The following is a 23,720-nucleotide window of genomic DNA, read 5'->3' on the forward strand; positions in this document are numbered from 1 at the left end:
GGATGTTCAGACATGGAGGCGCCAGTGTCAGACGTTCAAACCGAGGAAAGGCCCGTGGACGCGGCGGAGCCGGTCGTCGCGGAAACAGAGCACACCGTCGCCGCCGCGCCCAACTCGGAGGAGACGGCAGAGGCTGAACCGGCTGACGATGACAGCGCCGAGCCTGCTGTCCAGGTGGCCGCCGAAGAGCCGCCCGCCGCCGAGGGCGCCCCCGCCGACCCCGGCCCGCTGGAGGGCCTGCGCGCGGCCGTGATCGCGGGCTGCGAGAGCCTGCACCAGACCTGTCAGGGCGCCGACGCCGACTTCATCCGGGGCCAATTGGCGGATTTGCGCGCACGGATCGCCAGCGTGCGCCCCGCCGAGCTGACGCCACGCACCGGTCTGGGCGGGCTGTTTGACAGCCGCACGAAGCGCCTCGCCCGTTTCCGGGACCATGTGACCGATCTGGCGCCGTCCATCTCCACCGCCGCGGTCAAGCTGCGCGACGCCGCCGCCGGACTGGCCCGCCGCAACGGCGCCCTGAACGAGCACCACCACGGCCTGCTGACCGCCATCACCGCGCTGGACGAGGCCCTGATGACCTTTCCCGAGCGCGCCGATCCGGCCCGCGACGGGGGGCTGAAACACCTGCCCCTGACCCGCATGGTCCAGAACGTGGACGCCCGTCTGGCCGAGACCGCCAAGCAGGCCGCCGAGGCGGCCATGGACTGGCGCGACGATTTGCTGAAGGCCCTGGGCGCCGACGGCAAGAAGCTGACGCCGCTGCGACGGGTGAATCCGGATCAGGGCGTCCTTAATCAGGCCTGCGAGGCCCTGCTGTCCGTCATCGACCGGGCCGAGACCGCCCTGTCCGCCGCCCAGGCCCGCCGTGACGAAGTCATGGCCCGTTTGAACCGCACCCTGATCGCGACGCGAAGCGACGAAGCCTAACCGACGAACCCGGCGGCGCGCTTCAGCCGGTCGTTGACCGCCTCCCCCAGACCGTGAGCCGGAATGGGAGCGACAGCGATGGCGCGGGGCTTTTCCCGATCCGCCTCGCGCAGCATGCGGAACAGGTTGGCCGCCGCCTCGCGCAGATCGCCGGCCGACGAAAGGCTCCAGCGCCCCGGCCCCACCGGGCCGAAGCCCAGCAGGATCTCGTCCGCCTCCGCCCGCTCTGCATTCAGCCGCACCGGCGCATCGGGCGCATAATGCAGGGCCAAGCGCCCCGGCGAGCGATGGCCGTCCCCGCCGCCGTCCGACAGGGCGCCGGCCACCGCCTCGATGTCGTCGCGGGTCACCGAGCCGGGGCGCAGCAGGCGGATCGCGCCGTCCAGCACCGCCACCACCGTGCTCTCCACCCCCACCGCGCAGGGCCCGCCGTCGAGGGCCGCGCCGGCGTGGTCGCCGGTCTCCTCCACCGCATCCTCGAAAGTGGTCGGGCTGGGCCGTCCCGAGCGATTGGCGGAGGGCGCCACCACCGCCCCGCCGAAGGCGGCGATCACCGCCCGCGCCCGCGTATGGCCGGGCACGCGCACCGCCACAGTGTCCAGACCCGCCCGCGCCAGATCACAGACCGCCGCCCGGTCCCGCACCGGCGCCACGATGGTCAGGGGGCCAGGCCAGAAGGCGTCGGCCAGGGCGCGCGCCCGGTTATCCAGCACCGCGATCCGCTCCGCCTGGGCTGCGTCGGCCACATGGGCGATCAGGGGATTGAAGCGCGGCCGCCCCTTGGCCTCGAAGATGCGCGCCACCGCCTCGCCATTGGCCGCGTCGGCGGCCAGCCCGTAGACCGTCTCGGTCGGCAGGATCACCAGTTCGCCCCGCTTCAGGGCGACGGCGGCGTGCTGGATTTCGGCCTCGGGCGTCATGCCCGCCAGCTTACGCCCTCTGGCGCAGGAAGGGCAGCATGCGCTGCAGCACATTGTCCTTGTCGATGAAGTAGTGCTTCAGCGCGCCGGCGATGTGCAGGGCGATGAGGATGTAGAGCGACTTCACCACCGCGCCGTGAATGGCCATCATCAGCCCGGCCGTCTCGCGCCCGCCGCCCACCGGCAGCAGGGGCCAGTTGAACAGGCCGTACCAGTCGAACGCCCGGCCCGCAGCCGAGGAGGCCAGCCAGCCGGTCAGGGGCATCGCCAGCAGCACCACATAGAACAGGATATGGGTGGTGCGCGCCGCCAGCCTCTGCCAGCGCGGCGTCCCTTCAGGCAGCGGGATCGCCGGATGCTTCCACCGCCAGCCGAGCCGGAACAGCGTCAGCAGCAGGATCGACATGCCGTTGGCCTTGTGGGTGGCGATCCACAGGGCCCGGTTCGGCCCTTCCTGATCCGCCGCCGAGATCAGCAGCACCTGACCGATCACCAGCGCGGCGATGACCCAGTGCAGGGCCATGGACACGGCGGAATAGCGGCTGCGGGTCTGGATCATCGGTCCCTCCTGAATCGTGACGGCTACAGTGACCCGACCTGCGCCGTTCGCCAAGATGTGCGTTGCCTGCTCACCGGCTTGACCCTGGGTGATCTTGCGTATGGGGCGCGCATCGCCCAATCAGAGGCGAAAGAAAACGCACCGCTTCAGGAACGCCCCATGACCTTCCGCGCCCCCGTTCGTGACCTGGCCTTCGCCCTCGAGGCCGTCGCCGGCATCGACCAGGTCGCCGCCACCGGCGCCTTTCCCGACTATGACGCTGACCTGATGAGCGCTGTGCTGGACGCCGCGGGCCAGTTCTCGGAGCAGGTGCTGGCGCCCCTGAACCGGGTCGGCGACCAGAAGGGCTCGATCTACGCCAACGGATCGGTCACCGCCGCGCCCGGCTTCGCCGACGCCTATCGCCAGTTCGCGGCCGGTGGGTGGACCGGGCTGGCCGCAGACCCGGCCCATGGTGGTCAGGGCCTGCCCAAGGCGCTGGAACTGGCGGCCTTCGAGACGGTCCACGCGGCCAACATGGCCTTCGGCCTGTGCCCCATGCTGTCGCAGGCGGCCATCGAGGCGCTGCAGGAACACGGCACCGACGCCCAGAAGACGACCTATCTGGGCAAGCTGGTGTCTGGCGAATGGACCGGGGCCATGGTGCTGACGGAGCCCCAGGCGGGCACAGACCTGGGCGCCCTGACCGCCACCGCCACGCCCAACGGCGACGGGACCTACGCCCTGAACGGCCAGAAGATCTACATCACCTGGGGCGACCACGACGCCACCGACAACATCGTGCATCTGGTGCTGGCCCGCCTGCCGGGCGCCCCCGCCGGGCCCAAGGGCATCAGCCTGTTCCTGGCCTCCAAATATCTGCTCAAGGACGACGGCTCGCTGGGCGAGCGCAACGGCTTCCGCCCCGTGGGCATAGAGCACAAGCTGGGCATCCACGCCTCGCCCACCTGCGTCATGAGCTATGAGGGCGCCACCGCCGAGCTGGTGGGCCAGCCCAATCAGGGCCTGTCGCACATGTTCACCATGATGAACGCCGCGCGGCTGGCCGTCGGGGTCGAGGGCGTCGGCATCGCCGAGCGCGCGTATCAGGCCGCCCTGGCCTATGCCCTGGACCGCCGTCAGGGACGCAGCGTCTGGACGGGTGAAAACAACGCCCCGATCTTCGACCATCCCGACGTGCGCCGCATGCTGTCTGTCATGAAGGCCCGGATCGAGGCGGCGCGCGGCATCTGTCTGTCCACCGGCGTCGCCGCGGATCTGGCCCGCCACGCCGGGACCGAGGAAGAGCGCCGCCAGTGGAAGGCGCGCGAGGATCTGTTCACCCCCATCGCCAAGGCCTGGTCCACCGACATGGGGGTCGAGGTCGCCTCCACGGGCGTGCAGGTCCACGGGGGCATGGGCTTCATCGAGGACACCGGCGCGGCCCAGCACTACCGCGACGCCCGCATCGCCCCGATCTATGAGGGGACCAACGGGGTCCAGGCCATGGATCTGGTGGGCCGCAAGCTGTCCATGGACGGAGGCGAGGCGGCCCGCGCGGTGATCGCCGACATGCGCGAAACCCTGCTCGCCCTTCACGGGATTCTTGAAGGCAAGCCCGTCGAGCGGTTCACCGCCGCCATCCAGGCGGTGGAAGACGCGACCCTGTGGCTGATCGACCGCAAGGCCGACCCCGAGGCCGCCGCCGATGTGCTGGCGGCGGCGGACGCCTATCTGCGCCTGATGGGCGACGTCATCGGCGGCTGGATGCTGGCAAGGGGCGCACTCGCCGCCAAAGCGCGGCTGGACGCCGGAGAAGGCGATCCCGCGTGGCTGAACGGCAAGATCATTCTTTACGAGGTCTATGCCGCCAATGTGCTTGGCCACGCGTCCAGCCGACTGGCGGCCGTGGGCCAGGGCGGTGATCTACTGCAGCGCATGACGCCGGAAGCGCTGGGCGCCTAGCCTCCGAAGGGACTGTCCGGCACAGGCGCATTGACCGCCGCGGCGTCCGTCCACTCGACGATCTGGGCGCTGAGATCGGCGGTCGCGGTGTCGAAGGCGGCGACGATGGCTGAAACCCGGTTGTCCGCCGCCGGAAGAGCCACGGTGAACACGCGTTCGTCCACTACGTCCCGGTCGGGGAACGCCAGAATGCGCGCACGGGCCGTGATGTGGGCCACGGGCACGGCGCCTTCGTAGGCGTAGCGCGCCTCGAACGACCGCACGTCAATGTCCAGGGACAGGGTCGACCGTGTGAACTCGCGCGGACCGATCAGGCGGGTGTTTCGGCTCTGGTCCGAAAAGGCGCCGACGAGGGCCTCTGTGAACAATTCGTCAGCCGGGCTGACCCAGCGCGCGCCCGACACATAGGCGGCCTGTGTCCCCGTGATCGCCAGAATGCGGTCGCCGCGCGCAGCTTCGGAAAACTGGATGCGGCGCATGGAGACCGGGCGCAGCGCGCCCGCCGGCGCGGGCGGGGCCGCTTGCATGGAGGTCTCGGAAGACCCGAAGCGGTACATCTGGACCGGATCGGGCGTGGACAGCAGGGCGCAACCGCCCGTCAGGCCCGCTACCGCGGCGACCACGACCAGACGTTTCAGAATGAGGGCTCGGCTCATTGTTCGACCTCGAGTTCGATGGATTCCGGACGGCCGATGAAGTCGCGCGGGCTGGAGCGGACATCGTTCACCAGGCGATCCAGCGATTCTGCCGCCTCCTCCAGGCTCTGGATGGCGTTGGCGAAGCGCGGCAGGCCGTTGGTGGCGAAGTCGCTGACCGGCCCCTGCAGGCCCTCGGTCGTGTCGTTCAGGGTGCCCATGGCCTGCTCGGCCTGGGCGGCGGCGCGCTCGATGCTGGCGATGGCGCGGGCCCCGTCGCCTTCCACGAGCTGTCGGGCGCTGGCCCCGAGGGCTTCGTACTCGCCGATAGCGCGGTTGGCGCCCGCCAGCGCCTCTTCCAGTTCGCGCAGCATGCCGCGCCGGGCTTCCAGCTCGGTGGTGACCTGCTCCACATTGTTCAGACTGGTGGAGAACGAGCGGATATTGTCGTCCGAGAGCACCCTGTTGATGCGATTGAGCGCGTCCACCGCCTCGGCCAGCACGGTCCCGCCGCCCTGCAGCAGCTCGGCGATGGGGCTGGGCTGGCTCTGGATCACGGGAATGACGTCGTCGTCGTACTGGGACTTCAGCAGCGCGCTTTCCGCGTCCCCGGCCGTGACCTGGATGTAGTTCAGGCCGGTGATGCCCTGGGGCTCAAGCTGGGCGCGCGAGCTGACGCGGATGGGCGTGCCGCCGTCCAGGCGGACGCGGGCCACCACCTGATCCGGCTGGTTGGGGTCCAGGTTCAGATCCGACACCTCGCCGACGCGAATACCGTTGAAGTGGACCTCTCCGCCCTCCTGAAGGCCGCGCACCGGTCCGTAGAACACGATGTCATAGACGTCATACTCATTGGCGAACTGGAACCGGGCCAGCCAGATGACGAACACCGCCAGCGCCGCGACGATCGCGACGGTGGCCATGCCGACGGCGGCGTAATGGGCGTCTCTTTCCATGGTTATCCCGCGCTCCTGTCGGGTTTGTCTGTCGTGCTGGCCTTGGCGGCCCTGCCGCGCGGGCCGAGGAAGTATTCCTTGATCCACGGATGATCGGAACGCTCCAGATCCTGAACCGGCGCCTTCACCACCACCTTTTTGTCAGCCAGCACCGCGACCTTGTCGCATACCGCATACAGGCTATCGAGATCGTGGGTGATCATGAAGATGCTCAGGTGCAGGTCGTCCGACAGGGTGCGGATCAGCGTGTCGAAGGCCGCGGCGCCGATGGGATCAAGCCCCGCCGTCGGTTCGTCCAGAAACAGAAGCTCGGGGTCCAGCGCCAGGGCGCGGGCCAGACCGGCGCGCTTGCGCATGCCGCCGGACAACTCGGCCGGCTTCAGGTGATGGCTTTCCGGCCCCAGCCCCACCATCGCGATCTTCAGCTCGGCCAGCTCGCGGATCGTGTCCCGCGACAGCCTGGTGTGCTCGATCATGGGTGACGAGACGTTCTCGATCACGGTGAGCGCCGAGAACAGGGCGCCCTGCTGGAACAGCACGCCCGAGCGACGCTCGGCGTCGGCGTGCTCCGCCCTCGACATTTCGGCGACATCCGTGCCGAACAGGCGCACGCGGCCACCGTCCGGCTTCTTCAGGCCCAGGATGGAGTTCAGCAGCACGGTCTTGCCGGTGCCCGAGCCCCCCACCACGCCCAGGACTTCTCCGCGTTCCAGCGTCAGGTCCAGATCCTGATGGATCACGAGGTCGCCGAAGGCGGTGACCATGCCCTCGACCTCGATAACGGGCTCGGCGCGCTCGGTCATACGCCCATCTCCAGGAAGACCAGGGCGAACACGGCGTCCAGGAAGATGATGGCGAAGATGGCCTGGACCACCGCGGCCGTGACCCGGCGGCCGAGGGACTCCACGTCGCCGGACACCGCCATGCCCTGACGGCAGCCGATGGCCGCCACCACGATGGCGAAGACCGGCGCCTTGGACAGCCCCACCCAGAGATGCTCGATGCCGACGTTCTGTTCGATGCGCTGGATGAAGAAGGAGGGGCCCAGACCCAGCTGCGCCCAGGCGACCAGCAGGCCGCCGAACATGCCCGCGATCACCGCGATGAAAGTCAGCAGGGGCAGCATGATCAGAAGCGCCGCCAGACGCGGGATCACCAGGGCCTGGAACGGGTCGACGCCCATCACCCGCATGGCGTCGATTTCCTGGTTCATCTTCATGGAGCCGATCTCGGCGGCGAAGGCGGAGGATGACCGGCCCGCCAGCAGCACGGCGGTGATCACCACCGCGAATTCGCGAAAGACGGAAATGCCGATCAGCTCGACCGCAAAGACCTGGGCCCCGAACTGCTGCAGCAGGTCCGCCCCGATGAAAGCGATCACGGCCCCGATGAAGAAGTTGGTGGCGATGACGATGGGGATGGCGTCCAGCCCCGCGCGCTCCACATGGCTGACCCAGGCGGGCCAGCGGATGCGGCCCGGATGCATCAGGGCGCTGCCGACGGCCAGGATCAACTGGCCCAGGAAGACCATGCTGAGCATCATCTCGGCCATCACATCGTAAAAGCCGTGGCCGATCCTGGCGAAGATGCGGGTGATGGCGTCGGGTCGCTGGGGCGGGGCGGCGGTGCCGCGCTCCAGCTTTTCGACCAGGGCGTAGATACGCCCGGCTTCGGGCCGGCTTTTCCAGGCCGAGGCGGGCAAGGCCTTGGCGGTGGCCTGAACCAGAACAAGGGCGCCGGCGGTGTCGAAGCCATCCAGCTCGCCGATGTCCAGCTGGTCCACGTGCACCCCGTCCAGGGCGCGGTTCAGCTTCTCGGGGGTGCGGCGCAGGCCCGTTGTGGTCCAGTCGCCGGACAGGCGCAGGACCGCGCCCTTCGCGCCCGAATCAATCTGGAATTCCGCAGCCTTCATGCGCGCATCATACCTCGCCCCCGCGCGTCGCCTAATGGCTGTGCCGCGTTTGGCCCTAACGTATCGCAAGCTGTTTCCGTTCAGTCACAGAAGAACAAGCCCCCCGCGTTCTTGCGATTTATTCTCAATGCCGCTAGGACCACGGCGAACCGAACGAGGAGTTCCCCATGCGTCTTCGCCTGTCCCTGATCGCCGCCGTCGCCGGCGCCGCCGCCCTGGCCGCCTGCGGCCAGAACAATCAGGCTGCAGAGAGCGGCTCCGGCGAAGTGAACCTCTACACCGCGCGCCATTATGATGCGGACCTGGCGCTGTACGACCGCTTCACCGAAGAGACGGGCATCCGCGTCAACCGCATCGAGGGCAACGCCGACCAGTTGATCGCCCGCATGCAGAGCGAGGGCGCCAACAGCCCCGCCGACGTGTTCGTCACCGCCGACGCGGGCGCCCTGTGGCGGGCCCAGAACGCAGGCCTGTTCCAGGCCGCCAATTCGGAAACCCTGAACGACGCCATCCCCGAGAACCTGCGCGCGCCGGGCGGCGAGTGGTTCGGCTTCTCCCGCCGGGCCCGCGTCGTGGCCTACGATTCCGCCCGGGTTCGTCCTGAAGAGGTGGCGACCTACGAACAGCTGGCCTCGCCCCGCTTCCGGGGACGGCTGTGCGTCCGGTCCGGCGACAACGTCTACAACCTGTCCCTCGTGGGCGCCCTGATCGAGGCCTGGGGCGTGGAACGGACCCGCGAATGGGTCGAGGGCATCGTGGCCAACATGGCGCGCCAGCCCGAAGGCGGCGATCGCGACCAGATCCGCGCCATCGCAGCGGGGGTCTGCGACGTGGCCCTGACCAACAGCTACTACTATATCCGGCTGGCCAGCGGCGATGACGCGGGGGACCGGGCGATCACCGAGACCGTCAAGCTGGCCTTCCCCAGCCTGGACGGCCAGGGCAGCCATGTGAACGTGTCCGGCGGCGGGGTGGCGGCCAATGCGCCCAACCGCGACAATGCCGTGCGCCTGCTGGAATTCCTGGCCTCCGCCCCCTCCCAGACCCTCGTGTCGCAGTACAACAACGAGTTCCCGGCCAGCCCGAACGTGCCGGCGCCCGCCCCGGTGGACGCCTATGCGGACTTTGAGGCGCACCCGATGCCCGTGTCCGCCTACGGCCCGCGCCAGGCGGAAGCGCAAAGCCTGATCAGCGCGGCGGGCTGGCGATAAGCCCCGTCGCCGCACCGACGGCCGACACCGCCCGCCCCGTCGCAAGACGGGGCGGGTTTTCGCCTTTCCGGCTCAGCCCGCTGCGCCTGCTGGCCCTGCTCGCGGCGCTCACGGCGATCCTGCCGCTGATCGGGGTGGTGATGGCCGCCCTGTCAGGGGAAACGGCCGATATCGCCGCCCGCGACCTGACGCGGTACGCCCTGACCTCGGCGGCTCTGGCGGTGATGGTGGCGGTGCTGACGGGCGTGACAGGCTCCATCGCCGCTTGGCTGGTGGTGATGCACCGGTTTCCCGGCCGCAACCTGTTCGCCTGGGCCCTGGCCCTGCCGCTGGCGGCGCCGGCCTTCGCGGTGGCTTACGCCTATGCGGATCTGTTCGACGTGGCCGGCCCGCTGCGCATGTGGATGCGGCCGACGCTGGGTTTCGACATGCCGCTCGAGATGCGCACCCTTTACGGCGCGGCCTTCATCCTCAGCTGCGCCTTCTACCCGTACGTCTATCTGGCCATGCGCGCGGCCTTCGTGAACCAGTCGGTGCATGCGCTGGAGGCCGCCCGAACCCTCGGCTGCACCCCGCGTCAGGCGTTCCTGCGCGCCGCCCTGCCGCTGGCTCGTCCGGCGCTGGCGGCCGGCGTCGCCCTGGCGGTGATGGAGACCCTGGCCGACTACGGCGCGGTGCAGTTTCTGGCGGTCCAGACCCTGACCACCGGCGTGGTGCGAGCCTGGTCGGTCTATGGCTCCACAGCCAGCGCGGCCCAGTTCGCCCTGCCGCTGCTGGGGGCCGCAGCGCTGTTGATGTGGCTGGAGCGCTGGGGCCGGCGCGGACGCGGGTTCGAGAGCCCCAGCGCCCGCTGGCGACCGTTGCCAACCACGACCCTGAGCGGCGTCAAGGCATGGGTCGCCACCCTGTTCTGTCTGGCGCTTCTGACCTTCGGCCTGCTGCTGCCCGCCAGCTGGCTGGCGTGGTCGTCGCTGGATGTCACGCCCGAGTGGCCCCGTATCGGGCGGGCGGCCTTGCACACCCTGACCATGGGCGCCGCCGGGGCCGTGGTCACCGTCGGCCTCGCCACCGCCCTCGCGCTCGGCGCCCGCAGCATGCCCCTCGCCGCGAGGATCGCCAGCCTCGGCTACGCCACGCCGGGCGCAGTCATGGCCATCGGCCTTCTGGTCCCGGCCGCTTTCGTCTGGCAGACCTTCCCCGGCGCGGCCTCGGGCTTCGGCATGGGGCTGGCGCTGTTGATCTACGCCTATGCCGCGCGGCTGATGGCGGCGGCGCTGGAGCCCATCGACGCGGGCCTGTCGCGGGTGACGCCCAACATGATCTGGGCCGCGCGCAATCTGGGGCGCACCGAGGGCGGCGCCGCCCGTGCGGTGCAACTGCCCGTCGCCTGGGGCTCGCTGCTGACCGCGGCGCTCGTGGTGTTCATCGACGTCCTGAAAGAGCTGCCCGCGACCCTGATCCTGCGGCCGTTCAATTTCGACACCCTGGCGGTGCTGGCGAGCAACTACGCCCTAGACGAGCGCCTGCCCCAGGCGGGCTGGCCATCCCTGATCATCGTTCTCATGGCCCTGCCGGCGGTGGTATGGCTGACGCGAAAGGTCGCCGCTTCGCGCCCCGGCGCCCCTGCCTGATCGGATCCGCCCCTTGGACATGCCTGTGACCGCCAGTTCCACCCTCGCCCAGCCCGCCGTTTCCGCGCGCGGCGTCTCCCGGCGCTATGGGGCCAAGACGGCGGTGCAGGCCGCAGACCTCGATCTGCGGCCGGGCCGCATCACTTGCCTGTTGGGCCCCTCGGGCTGCGGCAAGTCCACCTTGCTGCGCCTGATCGCAGGGCTGGAGCCTGCGGACGAAGGAGAGATCACGGCCGGCGGCCAGAGGGTGTCCGGCCCCGGCGTCCATGTGCCGCCCGAACAGCGCGGCGTGGGGCTGGTGTTTCAGGACTACGCCCTGTTCCCGCATCTGAGCGTGCTGGCCAATGTCGCGTTCGGCCTGAGGCATCTGCCGCGCAAGTCGCGCGAGGCGCGCGCCCTGGCCCTGCTGGAGAAGGTCAGGCTGGCCGCCCGCGCCGACGCCTGGCCGCACATGCTGTCGGGGGGAGAGCAGCAGCGGGTGGCCCTGGCCCGCGCCCTGGCCCGCGAGCCCGCCGCCGTACTTCTGGACGAGCCGTTCTCGGGACTGGACAGCCATCTCAAGGCCGAGGTGCGCCAGACCCTGCTGTCGGCCCTGCGCGCGGCGGGCGCGGCGGTTCTGATCGTGACCCATGACGCCGAGGAAGCCCTGCTCATGGCCGACGATCTGGCCTTGATGAGCGAGGGCCGCATCCTGCAGGTCGGCGACCCGCGAGACTGCTATCTGAACCCCGTCAGCATGGCGGCGGCGCGCCTTCTCGGCGAAGCCAACGCCCTGCCCGCGCGCATTGCGGGCGGGGTCGCCGAGACGGTTTTCGGCGACGTGCCTGCGCCGGGCCTGCCCGACGGTGCGGGAACCGTCATGGTTCGGCCGGAGGGCCTGCGCCTGTGGCTGGAGGGCGCCCGCGCCCAGATCGGGTCGGTGGCTTTCGGCGGCGGCTTCCACGAAGTCACCGTGATCGCCGGCGGCCAGACGGCGCGCCTGCGCCTGCATGGCGGAGTCCCGGCCGTCGGGGAAGACGTGTCCGTGATGATCGACGCGGACCGGGCGCGGGTCTTCGCCGCCTAAAGCCTGAGCAGGTTGAGCAGCGACGTGGACTGAAGCTGGCTGATCACCTGGGCCGAGGCCTGGATCGAAATCTGCGACATCTGCAGGTCGGTGACGGCCTGGGCCATGTTGGCGTCGGTCCGACCCCCGATCAGTTCCTGCAGCGCCAGTTGCTGATTGTCGTGAGACGTCAGCAGCGAGTCCACCCGCGCCTGCATCGAGCCGGAGCGCGCCGCCACATCCGTGATGTTGCTGTGGGCGTCCCGGAACCGGCCCAGCTGGGTGGTCAGGAAATCGCGCGTGTCGTCGTTCAGCAGGCCGTCGATCGGCCCGTTGGGGCCCGTGTGGTACTCCTGAATATCGCGAAAGATCTGGAACAGTTCGCTCCCCACGTCGTCGGCCAGAAAGCCGGTCTGAAGGGTTGCGTTCTCGTCCAGCCTGGACACCGTCGCCAACCGGTCGTTGACGAACACCGAGGCCACGCTCGGCGCCGCCGCCAGATCCGCCAGGGTGGAAACCGTCACCGGCGGCGTCTCGGTGTCGCCGCCCGCGAATAGCTGGCGGCCCTGGTGCTTGGCGTTGAGCCCTTCCTGGGCGATCTGGAAGTAGGACTGAAGCTCCTGCATCAGCCCGTCCACGCGTCCGGCCGCCAGCCCCTCCGCGATCGCCTGGCGCGCGCCGCTCGCCCCCTCGGCGATGCGGTCGAACGCCAGGGCCTGGGTCGTCATGCGGCCCGCCACCGCCTTGCCGGTTTCGATGAAGCCCTGGATGCGGCTCTGCGCGGACTTCAGGGCGGTGAGGGTCTCCGCGCCTCGGCCATAGCCGGCAAAATCGTCCGCCACCTTCTCGGTGGAGATGCGCTTCTGGGCCTCCAGCCCACGCGACTGGGCCGACATCAGGTTGAGCAGGGCGCTCTGGTAGTTGCCCATTGTCGAGACACGGTTCATCGCAGCATTCCAATCAGGGTGTCGTACATGTCGCTGGCCGCCTGGATCATTCGCGCCGACGCGTTAAAGGCCTGTTGATAGGTGGTCAGCAGGACCAGTTCCTCGTCCATGTTCACGCCCTCCTCGGACATCTGGCGCGATCTGGCTTCCTGGTGCAGCGTCGTCGCGGCGTCCCGGCGATCCTTGGCGATGGACGCCCGCGCCCCGATGTCGCCCGCCATTTCAGAGGCGTAACGGGAGATCGATATGGCCCCGCCCTGGGCGCCGCCCGCCGCCTGAAAGGCCGCCGCCCGCTGTCCCGCGTCGGCCAGCAGCAGGGCGCCGCGACCGTCGCCCGACGAGAGAGCCTGGGTTCCCGGTGCAGCGTTGAGGTCCAGTTGGGCAAGGGCAAGGCGCGATGGGTTCGCATCGATGTCGGCCCGGATCGAGAAGCCGTCGGCCCGCGACGACCTGACTCCGCCGCCGATGCCGAAGAGCTCCGTCAGGGACACGCCCGACGGGACCTGGGTTGTCCGGTCCTCCAGAACCGACAACTGGGGAGCAGGCATTCTGCTTGGGGTGAAGGTCAGGGCGCCCGACCCGTCCAGGGCGAAGGTTCCATAGTAGCCCAGCCCGGTGCTGGGGTCATTCATGGTGGCCAGCAGGTCGTCCACGGCGCCCCCCGGCGGAATGGTCACCTCGATGTCGCGCAAGCGCGCGCCCGTGTCGCCCGTGAAGCGGAACTTGATGGTCTCGCCCGGCGTGAAGCCATGGGCCGACAGTCCGGTCAGGCCGGTCTCGTACAGCGCCATGCGGTCGGTGGAGACCAGGTCGTTCAGGCCGAAGAAGTGCGAGAAGCCGCGCCCGGTCTTGCTGGTCGGATCGTCCGGGTCGTCCGCGATGACGACGCCGTTCGCCCCGCCCGTGCTCAGACTCAACACGCCGTTGGCGAAGGTGGCCGTCGCCTGGCCGCCCAGCTCTGCGTTCAGCACCGCCAAGAAGGTGGCCGGGGTAGCGGCCGTGCCGTTGACGGTCATGGCCCCACCCGAGAAGACGATCTCCACCTGGGCCTGCACCACACCCTGCGGATTGACCACGGCGATATTGGTAGTCCCGGTGAAGCCGGCGATGGCGTTCTCGAACGACTGTCCCACATTGCGTCCGGTCAGGGTGGACGAGGCCGGCACCGCGCTGTTGGCGTTGTGGGCGCGGTTCAGTTCGTCGGCGACGCGGGTGACCAGCTCGGCCAGCCGCTCGGCCGCGGCCGGCGCCTCCACATTGCGCAGTTCCAGCAGGCCCTTGATCTCGCCCGAGGTGATGCTTTCCGCCAGAGCCCGTTTGGTGCCGCGCGGCTCGGTGACCCAGACGTCGGAGAAGGCGCTCTCGGAATTGACCGTGCCTGCGCGCTGGTACTCCAGGGTGGCGTGACCATCGCCGGCCAGCATGACCCCCGCGTTGGTGCGTACCGTCACACCGCCCTGAGTGCGCGCCGAAACCCGCACGTCCATGATCTGGGACAGTTCGCCGATCAGCCGGGCCTGGGCGCTTTCGGCCCCGGAGGCGTCGGAGCCGGTCACGGTGGCGCGCGAGATCTCGATGTTGAGGGCCTCGATCTGCTCCAGCAGCATGTTGGCGCCATCCACCGCACTCTTCAGCCGACCGTCTGCGTCCTCCCGCACGGCCTGAATCTGCGTCTGGATCCGGGCCGCTTCGTCGAACAGGGTCTGGGCGCGGAAAAGGGCCTCCTGCCGGCGCGGCGATGAGACGGGGTCCTCCGCCGCCACGGCGAAGGCCGAGAACATCGTCTCGACCTGGCTGAAGAAGTCGGTCCCGCCGCTGGGATTGCCGAACAGGGACTGGATGCGGTCGTAGAGTTCATAGCGCACGCCCTGGCGCGCCGCTTCGGCCCCGGCGTTGAAGCTGGCGGCCTGCAGGAAGCGGTCTGTTGCCAGGCGCACCCGCGTCAGCTCGACGCCCGCCCCCACACCCTGGGTGGTCATCGCCTGCTGCTCGCCGATCTTGCGCACGTAACCGGGCGTGTTGACGTTGGCGACGTTGTCCGAAATCACCCGCAACTGCCCCTGGGCGGTCATCATGCCCGAGGTTGCGGTGTTCATGATCATGTTCAGGGACATGTGCGTACGCCTTCCGGCTGACGACCCGGCAAAGCCTGCTGGCGCCGTGGCGATTTTTGCCCGGCGAGTCCGCAGATCGATTTGCTCAAGTCATTGATATTCATGATGGTCTCTGTGTGCGGCCGTAAGTCCGCGTCCCCCACGGCGCAAATGGCGGGCCAAACGGGCGCGCGACGTGACGCCGGGCAAAAACCGGCCGCCAGCGCGGCAAAAAACACCCCTTGCGCTGCGAGCCGTCCTTTGACGAGACTGAATTTATTCCACGTAATCAATCGGCTGACTGTCATCCTCTGACTGGCGCGGGGGTTGCTTGACCCATGATGAAGCACCGGGCGCAGCAGGCGCCGCCCCATCCCCCTGTTCGCAAGGCTCCCCCGCGCCATGTCCGCGCTTGATCTTCTCACGGTCCTGTCCGCCCCCGCCTCAAATGGCGGTGGGATCGGCGCGCCTGCGGCGGCCAATGCGGACGCGGCGGAGGTCTTCGCAGGCTTTCTGGCCCTGCAAACGCCGGCCACTGCAAAGTCGGGCCCGCAGGCGGGTCTCGACCCCGGGGCCGACACGACGACGGATGGCCCCGAGGGCGAGCCGCAGGTCTTCGGTGTGCCTTCGCCGCCCTTCGCGCCCACGCCGACAAGCACGGATGTCGCCGCAGGGCCCTTGCTTGCGATCCAGGGGCAGTTGCTGAACTCTGGCCAGACGCCCGCCGAAGCGCCTGCCGGGGACCTTCCCGCACCCGGGGACGACATGGGAGCCGAGGCCGGCGACGACGGCCACAAGTCGGCGGCTTCGCCTGTGCATGCGAATGGAGCCGCCCCCGCGGCGGCGGCGCAGACAGGCGCACCGGTTCTGGACCCGGCGACCGCCCCGTCGACCGCCACGGCCAACGCCGCTCCTGCGCCCCCGGCAAACGGTCAGAATGCCCCGTCCTTCTCTGCTGCGGCCGCCACGCCCGCGTTGGCGTCTGCGGACCCTGACGCCGGGCTGAACGCGGCGTCGGCGACCGGGCCCTTGACCCGTCAGGGCGGAGCGCCCGCGACGTCCGCCGCTGGCCCGTCCGCCACGACGCCCGCAGGCTCCGCCTTCGGCGCCCCCCCCTCCGGGGCGCCGCCTCTCGTCCCCGCGTCCAGCCCCGCCGTGCCTGATGAGCCCGCGGGGCAACCGGCGGCGTCCGGGACGGTGATGACTGCGGAGACGACGGAAACGCCGGCTTTGCAAAAGCCCTCGTCCGGCGCCGTTGAGGCGATGCAGGCGGCGGTGCGAGGCGGCGGCGCTGTTGCTCCGGGCGAAGCGGGGCGGATGATGCAGGCCCAGCGGGATGTCCCGGACGACACCGGGCGACGCAGCGATCGCCGCGAGCCGTTCATGAACCCGCTTCTGGCCACAGCCTCGGAAACGGCAGACGCCGCGCGCCCCGCAGCCAGCGCCCAGATTCCGTCGGCGTTCTCCGCCATCCTCCAGCCGGGCGGCCTGAACATGGCTCAGGCCCAGGCTGGACAGCCGGGCCCGACCAAGATCGAGGTTGCGCCGCCCCCCGTGGACGCCGCCCTGCCGCAGGGTGAAGGCGAGGCTGCCCGCACCCTGGACACCGTCGCGTCCACGCCCCTCTCGGCCCGTGACGGCCTGCCCACGGGCCTGTCACGCGCCACCATCGAGACCACGGCCCTGATGGCTGCCCAGATCGTGCGCCGCCTGGAGGGCCGTTCCACCCGCTTCGAGATGGCGCTCACCCCCGAGGGTCTGGGCCGTGTGGACGTCAGCATGGAGATCGACTCCGACGGCCAGTTGTCTGCCCGTCTGGCCTTCGACAATCCAGCTGCGGCCGCCGAGCTGCGCGGCCGGGTGGACGATCTTCGCCGTCAGCTGGAGGCGTCCGGCTTCCGGATGAGCGAGGACGCCCTGGAATTTACGGACCGCGAGGCCCCCCGGGACCACGGCGCTGACAATCCCTTTGACCGTCGGCCCGGCCGCGCCTTCGCCGGGGCCGGACAGCTGATCGACGACGCTCCTGCACCTCCCCCGCCGTCCCGATGGGCGGCCCTGGCTCTCACGCCCGAGGGCGTGGACATGAAAGTCTGACCATGGTTGACGCCATTTCGACCACCCAGGCCGGGAGCCGGCTGAACTCCGGCAGCCAGATGCTGGCCTCGAACTTCGAGACCTTCCTTCTTCTGCTGACAGCCCAGTTGAAGAATCAGGATCCCCTTTCGCCGGTCGACTCCAACCAGTTCACATCACAACTGACCCAGATGGCGGGGGTCGAGCAGCAACTGCTGACCAACGATCTCCTCACCGCCCTGCTGGAGCAGAGCGGCGGGGGCGGCATGGCCAACGCGGCCAACTACATCGGCCGCGAAGCCACCGCAGCCTGGGAAGCCGTCAAGTTCCAGGATGGCCAGGCCACCTGGAGCTACGAGCTCGCCTCCAACGCCGCCTCGGCGACCGTCCAGGTCCTGAACGGCAACGGCGACGTGATCTGGACCGGCCAGGCCAGCCAGACGTCCGAGGGCATTCACGACTTCACCTGGAACGGCCAGACCACCGGCGGCGGTCAGGTCCAGGAGGGCGGCGTCTACACCCTGCGCGTGACCGCCGCCTCGGCGGGCGGCTCGAGAGTGGATTCCCAGGTGCTGATCCGCGGCCGGGTCAGCGGCGTCGAGATGTACAACGGCCAGCCCTACCTGACCATCGGCCGCTCGGTCGTGCCCCTGACCCACGTCATCGCCCTGGAGGAGCAGGCCCAGGCCCAACTTCCGCCCGACGAGGACGAGGAGAGCCTGCTGGCCTCCATCGCCTCGGCCCTGAACCCTTTCAACTGAACCCAGTCACCTCTCTCTTCGCAGGAGTCTCACCATGAGCATCAATAGCGCGCTTCTCGCCGGCGTCTCGGGCCTCGCCGCCAACTCGGCCGCCCTGTCCGCCATCTCCCAGAACATCGCCAATGTGAACACCATCGGGTACAAGCGCACCCAGGGCGAGTTCCAGACCATGGTCAACAACCAGAGCCACGGCTCCGGTTATTCCGCGGGCGGAGTCATGGCCTCCACCCGGAACTTCATCAGCCAGTCCGGCCAGCTGCAGCGCACAAGTTCATCCACCGATCTGGGCATCTCGGGCGCGGGCTTCTTCGTGGTGGCCGAGCGGTCCGAAAACCTGACCCCGGCGGACACCCGGCTGTTCACCCGCGCCGGCGCCTTCCGCGTCGATGAGATGGGCTACCTCAAGAACACGGCCGGGCTCTACCTGCAGGGCTGGCCGGTGGACACCGAGGGCAACATCAACACCGATCCGTCGGACCTGAACCGCCTGCGCTCCATCAATGTGGGCACGGTCGGCGGCACGGCCGAGGCTACCACCCGGGTACAGCTGAACGCCAATCTGCGCTCCAGCCAGGTCGTGTCGGCCGAGGCCCTGGCCGTCACAACAGCAGGGCCCAACGCCTATGATCCGGCCACCAACTCCATGGCCATGTGGGATCCCGAGACGGGCACCGGCGTGCGGCCCGATTTTGAGCTGACCATCCCGGTGTCGGACTCCAAGGGCGGCCAGCGCAGCCTGGCGGTGTCCTTCCTCAAGAGCGACACGCCCAACCAGTGGTACGCCGAGATCCGCGCCATCCCCGCCGACGACGTGGAAACCGGGGCCGGCCTGACCAACGGCCAGCTGCGCTCCGGCCTCATCGCCTTCACCCAGGACGGCCGTCTGGACGTGGCGGCCATGCAGGCCCTGGGCGCCGCCGCCCTGTTCGACGACCCGGAGAACGCCAGCCTGACCTTCGGCGCCTCGGACAGCGGGCCCCCGGCGGCGGGAGAGTTCCGCTGGGCCGACGGCCTGGGCATCCAGAACCAGACCGTCAGCTTCGATCTGAACGCCTCAGCCGGCGGCTTGACCCAGTACGACAGCGCCTCGGTGGTGCAGGCGACCCTGACCAACGGCACCGCCTTCGGCAATCTGACGGACATCCAGATCGACGACATGGGCTTTGTCACCGCCATCTTCGACAACGGGGTGATGCGCAAGATCGCCCAGGTCGCCCTGGCCACCTTCCCCAGCCCGGACAGCCTCAGCCCGGTCAACGGCAACGCCTATCGCGTGACCCAGGGCAGCGGCACCTTCAACCTGAAGGCGCCGGGCACGGGCGGCGCCGGATTCGTCGGCGCGTCCCAGCTGGAAGCCTCGACCGTGGACCTGTCCACCGAGTTCACAGGCCTGATCACCACCCAGCGCGCCTACTCCGCCTCCTCGAAAATCATCACCACAGCGGACGAGATGCTTGAGGAGCTTCTGCGGATCAAACGCTGATACGCGGGCAAGTAATCGTTAGAGTCGATGAATCATTACCTAAGCAATACCCGTGGAATCCGTTGGGAGAGGGCGGATTTTATCTTTCCGTTCACCACGGCGCTTAAGCGGCCTTTTAGGGCGTCGGCCTATGCTCCTGACTGTGATGGTGACGTACGAGGCTCAAGCCCATGCTGAAAGAACAGCGCCTAAATAACCGCGGCGAGAAGTATGTGGTGGGCCCGACGGGCACCCCGCTGACCCTCGCCGACCTGCCGCCGCCCAACACCGACCGTTGGGTCATCCGCCGCAAGGCGGAGGTGGTCGCCGCCGTGCGCGGCGGTCTGATCTCGCTCGAGGACGCCCTTGAGCGCTATCGTCTGACCGCCGAGGAATTCATCGCCTGGCAAAAGGCGATCGACAAATGGGGCATGCAGGGCCTGCGCACCACGCGCATCCAGCATTACCGCCAGTAGTCGCGGTTTTCTCCGAAGGTTTGGGGGCCGTGTCCGCAAGGACGCGGCCCTTTCCTTTGGCCGCAGCCTCGAATTCTCCGTCTTTAGCCCCTAAATGGCGCCCATGACCCTGATGGAGCCCCTCTGCCCTGTCCCCGACATCGCGCGCACCGACATGGACGCAGCGATCGAGTCCGCGCGCGCGGCGGTCGGCCTGCCCATGGGCGCGCGGGTGGTGGCGGCCATGTCGGGCGGGGTGGACTCCACCGTGGTGGCGGCCCTGCTGGCGAAGGCCGGCTATGACGTGGTGGGCGTGACGCTGCAGCTTTACGACCACGGCGCGGCGCTGAAGAAGAAGGGCGCCTGCTGCGCCGGTCAGGACATTCACGACGCCCGGCTGGCGGCCGAGATGATCGGCATCCCACACTATGTGCTGGATTATGAAAGCCGCTTCCGCGACGCGGTGATCGACCAGTTCGCCGACAGCTATCTGCGCGGCCAGACCCCGGTGCCCTGCATCCGCTGCAATCAGACGGTGAAGTTCCGCGACCTGCTGAATGTGGCCCGCGATCTGGGCGCCGAGGCCATGGCCACCGGCCACTACGTCCGCCGGGCCGCCGTCGGCAATCGCGCGCAGATGCGCAAGGCCGTCGATCACTCGCGCGACCAGTCCTATTTCCTGTTCGCCACCACGGCGGATCAGCTCGATTACCTGCGCTTTCCCCTGGCCGATCTGGAGAAGCCACAGGTGCGCGGCGTGGCGGCCGAACTGGGCCTGAAGATCGCGGCCAAGCCGGACAGCCAGGACATCTGTTTCGTGCCCACCGGCGACTACCGCACCCTGATCGACCGGCTGCGGCCGCAGGGGCGGGAAGCCGGCGAGATCGTGCACATGGACGGCCGCGTGCTGGGTACGCACTCCGGCATCACCGACTACACCATCGGCCAGCGCCGGGGTCTGAACGTGGCGGTGGGCGAGCCCCTGTTTGTCATCAAGCTGGAACCCGAGGCCCGCCGAGTCATCGTCGGCCCCCGCGAGGCGCTGCTGACCGCGTCACTGACGCTGGAGGAAACCAACTGGCTGGGCGATCAGGCGTCCATCGAGGAAGCGGCCCGAGACGGCGCGGCCGTGCTGGCGCGCGTGCGTTCCACCCGCGATCCGTCCCCCGCCCGCCTGGCCATTCAGGACGGGGCGGTGGCCGTGGTGTTCGACGACGGCGAGGAAGGCGTGGCGCCGGGCCAGGCCTGCGTCCTCTATGACCCCGCCGATCCCGACCGCCTGCTGGGCGGCGGCTTCATTCGGGACACGACGGCGGTGGTTCCGGCATGACGGCGGCGGGCGCCAGGACGATTTATCCTTTCACGCCCGCCTCGCTAACCGCCCTGGATTCCAACCTCAACGCCCGTTTTCGAGGCCTCGACGGCCACGACTGGAACGAGTGGTTCGAGATTCAGTGTGACAACGCATCCACAGTTCCCCCTGGGGCGGAGCGCGCTTGGCTGAACCGCAAGAAAGCCTCTCACAAGGGCATCAGAGAGCGCCTCTCTCTCACGCATTTGATCGCAGGTGCGGCAGATCAGTCGTATCTCGCCGAAATCGGCACACTGGTGAACCTTGAACGGCTTGAGCTGGAACACCCTGTCACCGCGCACGACCTGAGCCCGTTGCACGCCCTGAAAAAACTGAAGCATCTCCGCCTCGTCAGCCCAAGGCGCATCACGGATTTCAAGCCGCTGCTCGAACTATCTTCGCTCAAGACCCTATTCATCGAAAACCTAGGACACATGACCGAGATCGATTGGCTGCGGGGCGCCGATCACATTGAAGTTCTGGGCATCGAAGGCAGCATCTGGAAGCCACACGTCATTCCCAGCCTGGCGCCCTTAAGCGGGCTGAAGAGTCTCAAGGCGTTCTTCGCCACGTCGGTCCGACTGAAAGATCAGGACCTGTCGGCCCTTGGGAGCTGCCCCCGGCTGGAATACCTCTCATGTGCGCGCTTCGCGCCGAGGGCGTCTTTTGAACGTCTGCACGCCCTGAACTCCCGATTGGTATGCCGCTGGTTCGGCCCTGAAGGTTGGGACGATGCAAACCTCCTTCGGGATTGAATGCTCAGGTCAACGCGCCGCCGCGATCTGGTCCAGCACCGGCATGAGTTCATCCCGGAGCATCGGCGCCAGCGAGCGGGCGTAGGTCGATCCGAAATGGTGGGTGTCGTGATAGACCATGACATTGCCCACCACCGCCGGACAGGTGGTCTCGTCACAGAAGAAGCGCGAGAAATCGAGCGGATAGAGACGGTCGATCCCGGTCACCTGAAGCGTCGGGTTTTCCGGCGACAGCAGGTCCGCCCGCGCCCGTGAGCACCGAGCCGCATCGCGGCCGAAGCGCTCCACACACTCCGCCACATCGAACTGGAACCACGGGGTGTCGCGCATGCCGACGATGGGGATGCCCAGCACCTCCAGCTCGCGCCAGCGTTCGACGTATCCCGGAGCCACCTCATCGGCCGAATACTCACCGCGCGTGGTGGTGGTGAAGACCGCGTCGGGACGGATGCGCTCCAGCTCGGCCATGACATTGCGGTTCCATTCCGCACATGACGGGGGCTCGTGCGGCTCTGGCGTCTCGCGGAACAAACAGGCGCTCTTGGTGAAGATCATCAGCTTCCAGTCCGATCCTTCCACCGCCCCGACCAAGGCCGGGAACCACTGGGTCACGTGGGAGCCGCCCACCACCGCCAGGGTGTAGGGCGCATCCGGGTCGCCATAGACGCAGTTGGGTGTGGCGGTCCCGGTCTCGGATTGGTGGCAGCCGTTGTCGTAGAGTTCGGGCCGGTCGGCGCGCACGGTGAACGGGCCGGGCGTCACCGGCGCCTCGGGGATGTCCCGTCCGAAGGCACCGGCGCCGGGGTACACATCCGCATCCGCCAGCCGCGCCCACTCGGCGCGGGCCTGGAATTTGGTGTAGCCGATCCAGCCCACGGCGACCCCGCCGGCGACCGCCACGGCGGCGGCTCCGGCGATCAGGATGCGCCAGGGTTTCGCCTCGCTGAGATACCGCGTCGGTCCCTCGATGAAGCGCAGGGTCAGGTCCGCCGCAAGGATGGACGCGCCCATGATGACCAGACCCGCCAGCGGGGTGGCCACGGTCCGTTCGCTGATCGCCAGATAGGCCAGCAGGATCGGCCAGTGCCACAGATACAGCCCATAGGACCGGTCCCCCAGCCAGGTGAATGGACGGCTGCCCAGCAGCCGCGCCACGCCGAAGCGGCTGACGCCCAGACCGCCGATCAGCACCATGGCCGCGCCGAGCGTCGGCCACAGGGCCGCATAGCCGGGAAACACGGTGGAGACCTGCAGCAGGAAGCCGCACGACAGGATCAGGGCCAGGCCCAGCCAGCCGACGATCAGCCGCATCCCCTCGCCCAGCTTCAGTCGCGGCAGGATCAGGGCGACGATGCCGCCCAGGGCGAACTCCCACAGCCGGGCGAAGGTGTCGAAATAGGCGGCGGGCTGGTCGCGCGCCGTATGGATCACCGACCACGCCAGCGAGCCCACGAACATCAGGATCAGGAACCCGGTCACGGCCTTTGTGCGGTCGATAGCCGTCTTGCCCAGCGCCCACGCCAGACCCCACATGGCCACGCCGAAGAACACCAGCGCCTGCACCTGTACCGCCATGGCCCAGTAGTGCTGGACCGGCGGGGTGGCCGCGTCGCGGGTCAGATAGTCGGTGGAGAACCGGATCAGATACCAGTTCTCCAGATAGGCTGCAGAGGCGATCACATGCTTGGCGTAGGGCTCCCACCGCACCCCCGGCGCCCACAGCGGGGCGGTCAGGACGATCACCACCAGCACGAACAGGGACGCGGGCAACAACCGCTTGGCCAGCTTGGCGGCATAGCGGATCAGGTCCACCGAGCCCTTGGCAACCGTCTCCCGGCCCAGCGAGCCGATCAGCAGAAAGCCGGACACCACGAAGAACACGTCCACCCCGCCCGACACCCGGGCGAACCAGATGTGGAACACGGCGACCAGCAGGGCGCCCACGGCCCTCAGGCCCTGGATGTCTCCCCGGCGGTCAGTGCGCGCTGGCGCGACGGACATGGGCGTTCCCCGACAGTTAAGCGCCCTCCCTGCCACGGCGCCGGTTACCGTCGGCTCAACGACCGGCGATTATTTC

General features: G+C 68.8%; 20 protein-coding genes. 11 read left to right on the forward strand and 9 right to left on the reverse strand.

The genetic code is table 11. The features are described 5' to 3' along the window. The first annotated feature begins 24 nt into the window (after positions 1-24). Positions 25-930: a hypothetical protein gene (locus ACK4SE_RS03565; protein ID WP_409688857.1), complete on the forward strand. Its 906-nt coding sequence runs from the start codon at positions 25-27 to the stop codon at positions 928-930. Here the strand turns inward: ACK4SE_RS03565 and ACK4SE_RS03570 are convergent. Further along, positions 927-1,850, reverse strand: coding sequence for an L-threonylcarbamoyladenylate synthase (locus ACK4SE_RS03570; protein ID WP_409688859.1), 924 nt, complete (start codon positions 1,848-1,850; stop codon positions 927-929). The two genes, ACK4SE_RS03565 and ACK4SE_RS03570, sit on opposite strands and share 4 nt — an antisense overlap. Before the next feature lie 10 nt (positions 1,851-1,860). Next, the gene (locus ACK4SE_RS03575) at positions 1,861-2,409 is read right to left on the reverse strand and encodes a cytochrome b (protein WP_409688861.1); all 549 of its coding nucleotides are present in this window, start codon (positions 2,407-2,409) and stop codon (positions 1,861-1,863) included. A gap of 159 nt (positions 2,410-2,568) precedes the next feature. Between ACK4SE_RS03575 and ACK4SE_RS03580 the strand changes: the two genes are divergently transcribed. Then, positions 2,569-4,353, forward strand: a complete 1,785-nt coding sequence (locus ACK4SE_RS03580) for an acyl-CoA dehydrogenase (protein ID WP_409688863.1) — start codon at positions 2,569-2,571, stop codon at positions 4,351-4,353. Here the strand turns inward: ACK4SE_RS03580 and ACK4SE_RS03585 are convergent. From ACK4SE_RS03585 to ACK4SE_RS03600, 4 genes are read right to left on the reverse strand one after another with little or no spacing between them, the layout of a single operon-like run. After that, positions 4,350-5,009, reverse strand: coding sequence for an ABC-type transport auxiliary lipoprotein family protein (locus ACK4SE_RS03585; RefSeq protein ID WP_409688865.1), 660 nt, complete (start codon positions 5,007-5,009; stop codon positions 4,350-4,352). The genes ACK4SE_RS03580 and ACK4SE_RS03585 overlap by 4 nt on opposite strands. Continuing rightward, entirely contained in the window at positions 5,006-5,944 is a 939-nt protein-coding gene (locus tag ACK4SE_RS03590) for an MlaD family protein (protein WP_409688867.1), read from the reverse strand. The genes ACK4SE_RS03585 and ACK4SE_RS03590 overlap by 4 nt, the downstream gene beginning before the upstream one ends. 2 nt (positions 5,945-5,946) lie before the next feature. After that, a complete protein-coding gene (locus tag ACK4SE_RS03595; protein ID WP_409688869.1) occupies positions 5,947-6,747 on the reverse strand; it encodes an ABC transporter ATP-binding protein in 801 nt (266 codons plus the stop codon). Beyond that, entirely contained in the window at positions 6,744-7,856 is a 1,113-nt protein-coding gene (locus ACK4SE_RS03600; RefSeq protein WP_409688871.1) for an MlaE family ABC transporter permease, read from the reverse strand. Before ACK4SE_RS03600 ends, ACK4SE_RS03595 begins: the two co-directional genes overlap by 4 nt. Positions 7,857-8,023: 167 nt before the next feature. On the opposite strand from ACK4SE_RS03600, the gene ACK4SE_RS03605 reads away from it, so the two are divergent. From ACK4SE_RS03605 to ACK4SE_RS03615, 3 genes are all read left to right on the forward strand, one after another. Continuing rightward, positions 8,024-9,067: an extracellular solute-binding protein gene (locus ACK4SE_RS03605; RefSeq protein WP_409688873.1), complete on the forward strand. Its 1,044-nt coding sequence runs from the start codon at positions 8,024-8,026 to the stop codon at positions 9,065-9,067. 140 nt (positions 9,068-9,207) lie between these two features. Next, positions 9,208-10,698, forward strand: a complete 1,491-nt coding sequence (locus ACK4SE_RS03610; protein ID WP_409688875.1) for an ABC transporter permease — start codon at positions 9,208-9,210, stop codon at positions 10,696-10,698. Positions 10,699-10,717: 19 nt separating this feature from the next. Beyond that, positions 10,718-11,764: an ABC transporter ATP-binding protein gene (locus tag ACK4SE_RS03615; protein ID WP_409689150.1), complete on the forward strand. Its 1,047-nt coding sequence runs from the start codon at positions 10,718-10,720 to the stop codon at positions 11,762-11,764. On the opposite strand, the gene ACK4SE_RS03620 is transcribed toward ACK4SE_RS03615, so the two are convergent. Both ACK4SE_RS03620 and flgK read right to left on the reverse strand, forming a co-directional pair. Further along, entirely contained in the window at positions 11,761-12,690 is a 930-nt protein-coding gene (locus tag ACK4SE_RS03620) for a flagellin (RefSeq protein ID WP_409688877.1), read from the reverse strand. The two genes, ACK4SE_RS03615 and ACK4SE_RS03620, sit on opposite strands and share 4 nt — an antisense overlap. Further along, complete coding sequence (flgK, locus tag ACK4SE_RS03625; RefSeq protein ID WP_409688879.1) at positions 12,687-14,804, reverse strand: flagellar hook-associated protein FlgK; 2,118 nt, start codon at positions 14,802-14,804, stop codon at positions 12,687-12,689. Before flgK ends, ACK4SE_RS03620 begins: the two co-directional genes overlap by 4 nt. Before the next feature lie 381 nt (positions 14,805-15,185). On the opposite strand from flgK, the gene ACK4SE_RS03630 reads away from it, so the two are divergent. The 6 genes from ACK4SE_RS03630 to ACK4SE_RS03655 all read left to right on the forward strand — a co-directional run bounded on the left by ACK4SE_RS03630 (position 15,186) and on the right by ACK4SE_RS03655 (position 21,643). After that, on the forward strand, positions 15,186-16,880 hold the full coding sequence (locus ACK4SE_RS03630) for a flagellar hook-length control protein FliK (protein ID WP_409688881.1): 1,695 nt from the start codon (positions 15,186-15,188) through the stop codon (positions 16,878-16,880). A gap of 2 nt (positions 16,881-16,882) precedes the next feature. After that, positions 16,883-17,620 carry a flagellar hook assembly protein FlgD gene (locus ACK4SE_RS03635; RefSeq protein WP_409688883.1) on the forward strand — a complete coding sequence of 246 codons (738 nt, stop codon included), beginning with the start codon at positions 16,883-16,885 and terminating at the stop codon, positions 17,618-17,620. 34 nt (positions 17,621-17,654) lie between these two features. Next, the gene (gene flgE / locus ACK4SE_RS03640; protein WP_409688885.1) at positions 17,655-19,103 is read left to right on the forward strand and encodes a flagellar hook protein FlgE; all 1,449 of its coding nucleotides are present in this window, start codon (positions 17,655-17,657) and stop codon (positions 19,101-19,103) included. A gap of 170 nt (positions 19,104-19,273) precedes the next feature. Then, positions 19,274-19,558, forward strand: a complete 285-nt coding sequence (locus ACK4SE_RS03645; RefSeq protein ID WP_292104335.1) for a DUF1153 domain-containing protein — start codon at positions 19,274-19,276, stop codon at positions 19,556-19,558. Between the two features lie 103 nt (positions 19,559-19,661). Further along, positions 19,662-20,867, forward strand: a complete 1,206-nt coding sequence (mnmA, locus tag ACK4SE_RS03650; protein WP_409689152.1) for a tRNA 2-thiouridine(34) synthase MnmA — start codon at positions 19,662-19,664, stop codon at positions 20,865-20,867. Continuing rightward, positions 20,864-21,643 carry a hypothetical protein gene (locus tag ACK4SE_RS03655; protein WP_409688888.1) on the forward strand — a complete coding sequence of 260 codons (780 nt, stop codon included), beginning with the start codon at positions 20,864-20,866 and terminating at the stop codon, positions 21,641-21,643. The genes mnmA and ACK4SE_RS03655 overlap by 4 nt, the downstream gene beginning before the upstream one ends. A 9-nt stretch (positions 21,644-21,652) precedes the next feature. Here ACK4SE_RS03655 and ACK4SE_RS03660 read toward each other — a convergent pair whose 3' ends face one another. Then, entirely contained in the window at positions 21,653-23,644 is a 1,992-nt protein-coding gene (locus tag ACK4SE_RS03660; protein ID WP_409688890.1) for an acyltransferase family protein, read from the reverse strand. Positions 23,645-23,720: the final 76 nt, after the last annotated feature.

The organism is Brevundimonas sp., from assembly GCF_046293315.1.
Lineage (GTDB): Bacteria > Pseudomonadota > Alphaproteobacteria > Caulobacterales > Caulobacteraceae > Brevundimonas.

Coding starts and splice junctions, on each gene's coding strand:
- ACK4SE_RS03570 (WP_409688859.1), bottom strand. CDS start 1,850: ATGACGCCCGAGGCCGAAATCCAGCACGCCGCCGTCGCCCTGAAGCGG.
- ACK4SE_RS03575 (WP_409688861.1), bottom strand. CDS start 2,409: ATGATCCAGACCCGCAGCCGCTATTCCGCCGTGTCCATGGCCCTGCAC.
- ACK4SE_RS03580 (WP_409688863.1), top strand. CDS start 2,569: ATGACCTTCCGCGCCCCCGTTCGTGACCTGGCCTTCGCCCTCGAGGCC.
- ACK4SE_RS03585 (WP_409688865.1), bottom strand. CDS start 5,009: ATGAGCCGAGCCCTCATTCTGAAACGTCTGGTCGTGGTCGCCGCGGTA.
- ACK4SE_RS03590 (WP_409688867.1), bottom strand. CDS start 5,944: ATGGAAAGAGACGCCCATTACGCCGCCGTCGGCATGGCCACCGTCGCG.
- ACK4SE_RS03595 (WP_409688869.1), bottom strand. CDS start 6,747: ATGACCGAGCGCGCCGAGCCCGTTATCGAGGTCGAGGGCATGGTCACC.
- ACK4SE_RS03600 (WP_409688871.1), bottom strand. CDS start 7,856: ATGAAGGCTGCGGAATTCCAGATTGATTCGGGCGCGAAGGGCGCGGTC.
- ACK4SE_RS03605 (WP_409688873.1), top strand. CDS start 8,024: ATGCGTCTTCGCCTGTCCCTGATCGCCGCCGTCGCCGGCGCCGCCGCC.
- ACK4SE_RS03610 (WP_409688875.1), top strand. CDS start 9,208: ATGGCCGCCCTGTCAGGGGAAACGGCCGATATCGCCGCCCGCGACCTG.
- ACK4SE_RS03615 (WP_409689150.1), top strand. CDS start 10,718: ATGCCTGTGACCGCCAGTTCCACCCTCGCCCAGCCCGCCGTTTCCGCG.
- ACK4SE_RS03620 (WP_409688877.1), bottom strand. CDS start 12,690: ATGAACCGTGTCTCGACAATGGGCAACTACCAGAGCGCCCTGCTCAAC.
- flgK (WP_409688879.1), bottom strand. CDS start 14,804: ATGTCCCTGAACATGATCATGAACACCGCAACCTCGGGCATGATGACC.
- ACK4SE_RS03630 (WP_409688881.1), top strand. CDS start 15,186: ATGTCCGCGCTTGATCTTCTCACGGTCCTGTCCGCCCCCGCCTCAAAT.
- ACK4SE_RS03635 (WP_409688883.1), top strand. CDS start 16,883: ATGGTTGACGCCATTTCGACCACCCAGGCCGGGAGCCGGCTGAACTCC.
- flgE (WP_409688885.1), top strand. CDS start 17,655: ATGAGCATCAATAGCGCGCTTCTCGCCGGCGTCTCGGGCCTCGCCGCC.
- ACK4SE_RS03645 (WP_292104335.1), top strand. CDS start 19,274: ATGCTGAAAGAACAGCGCCTAAATAACCGCGGCGAGAAGTATGTGGTG.
- mnmA (WP_409689152.1), top strand. CDS start 19,662: ATGACCCTGATGGAGCCCCTCTGCCCTGTCCCCGACATCGCGCGCACC.
- ACK4SE_RS03655 (WP_409688888.1), top strand. CDS start 20,864: ATGACGGCGGCGGGCGCCAGGACGATTTATCCTTTCACGCCCGCCTCG.
- ACK4SE_RS03660 (WP_409688890.1), bottom strand. CDS start 23,644: ATGTCCGTCGCGCCAGCGCGCACTGACCGCCGGGGAGACATCCAGGGC.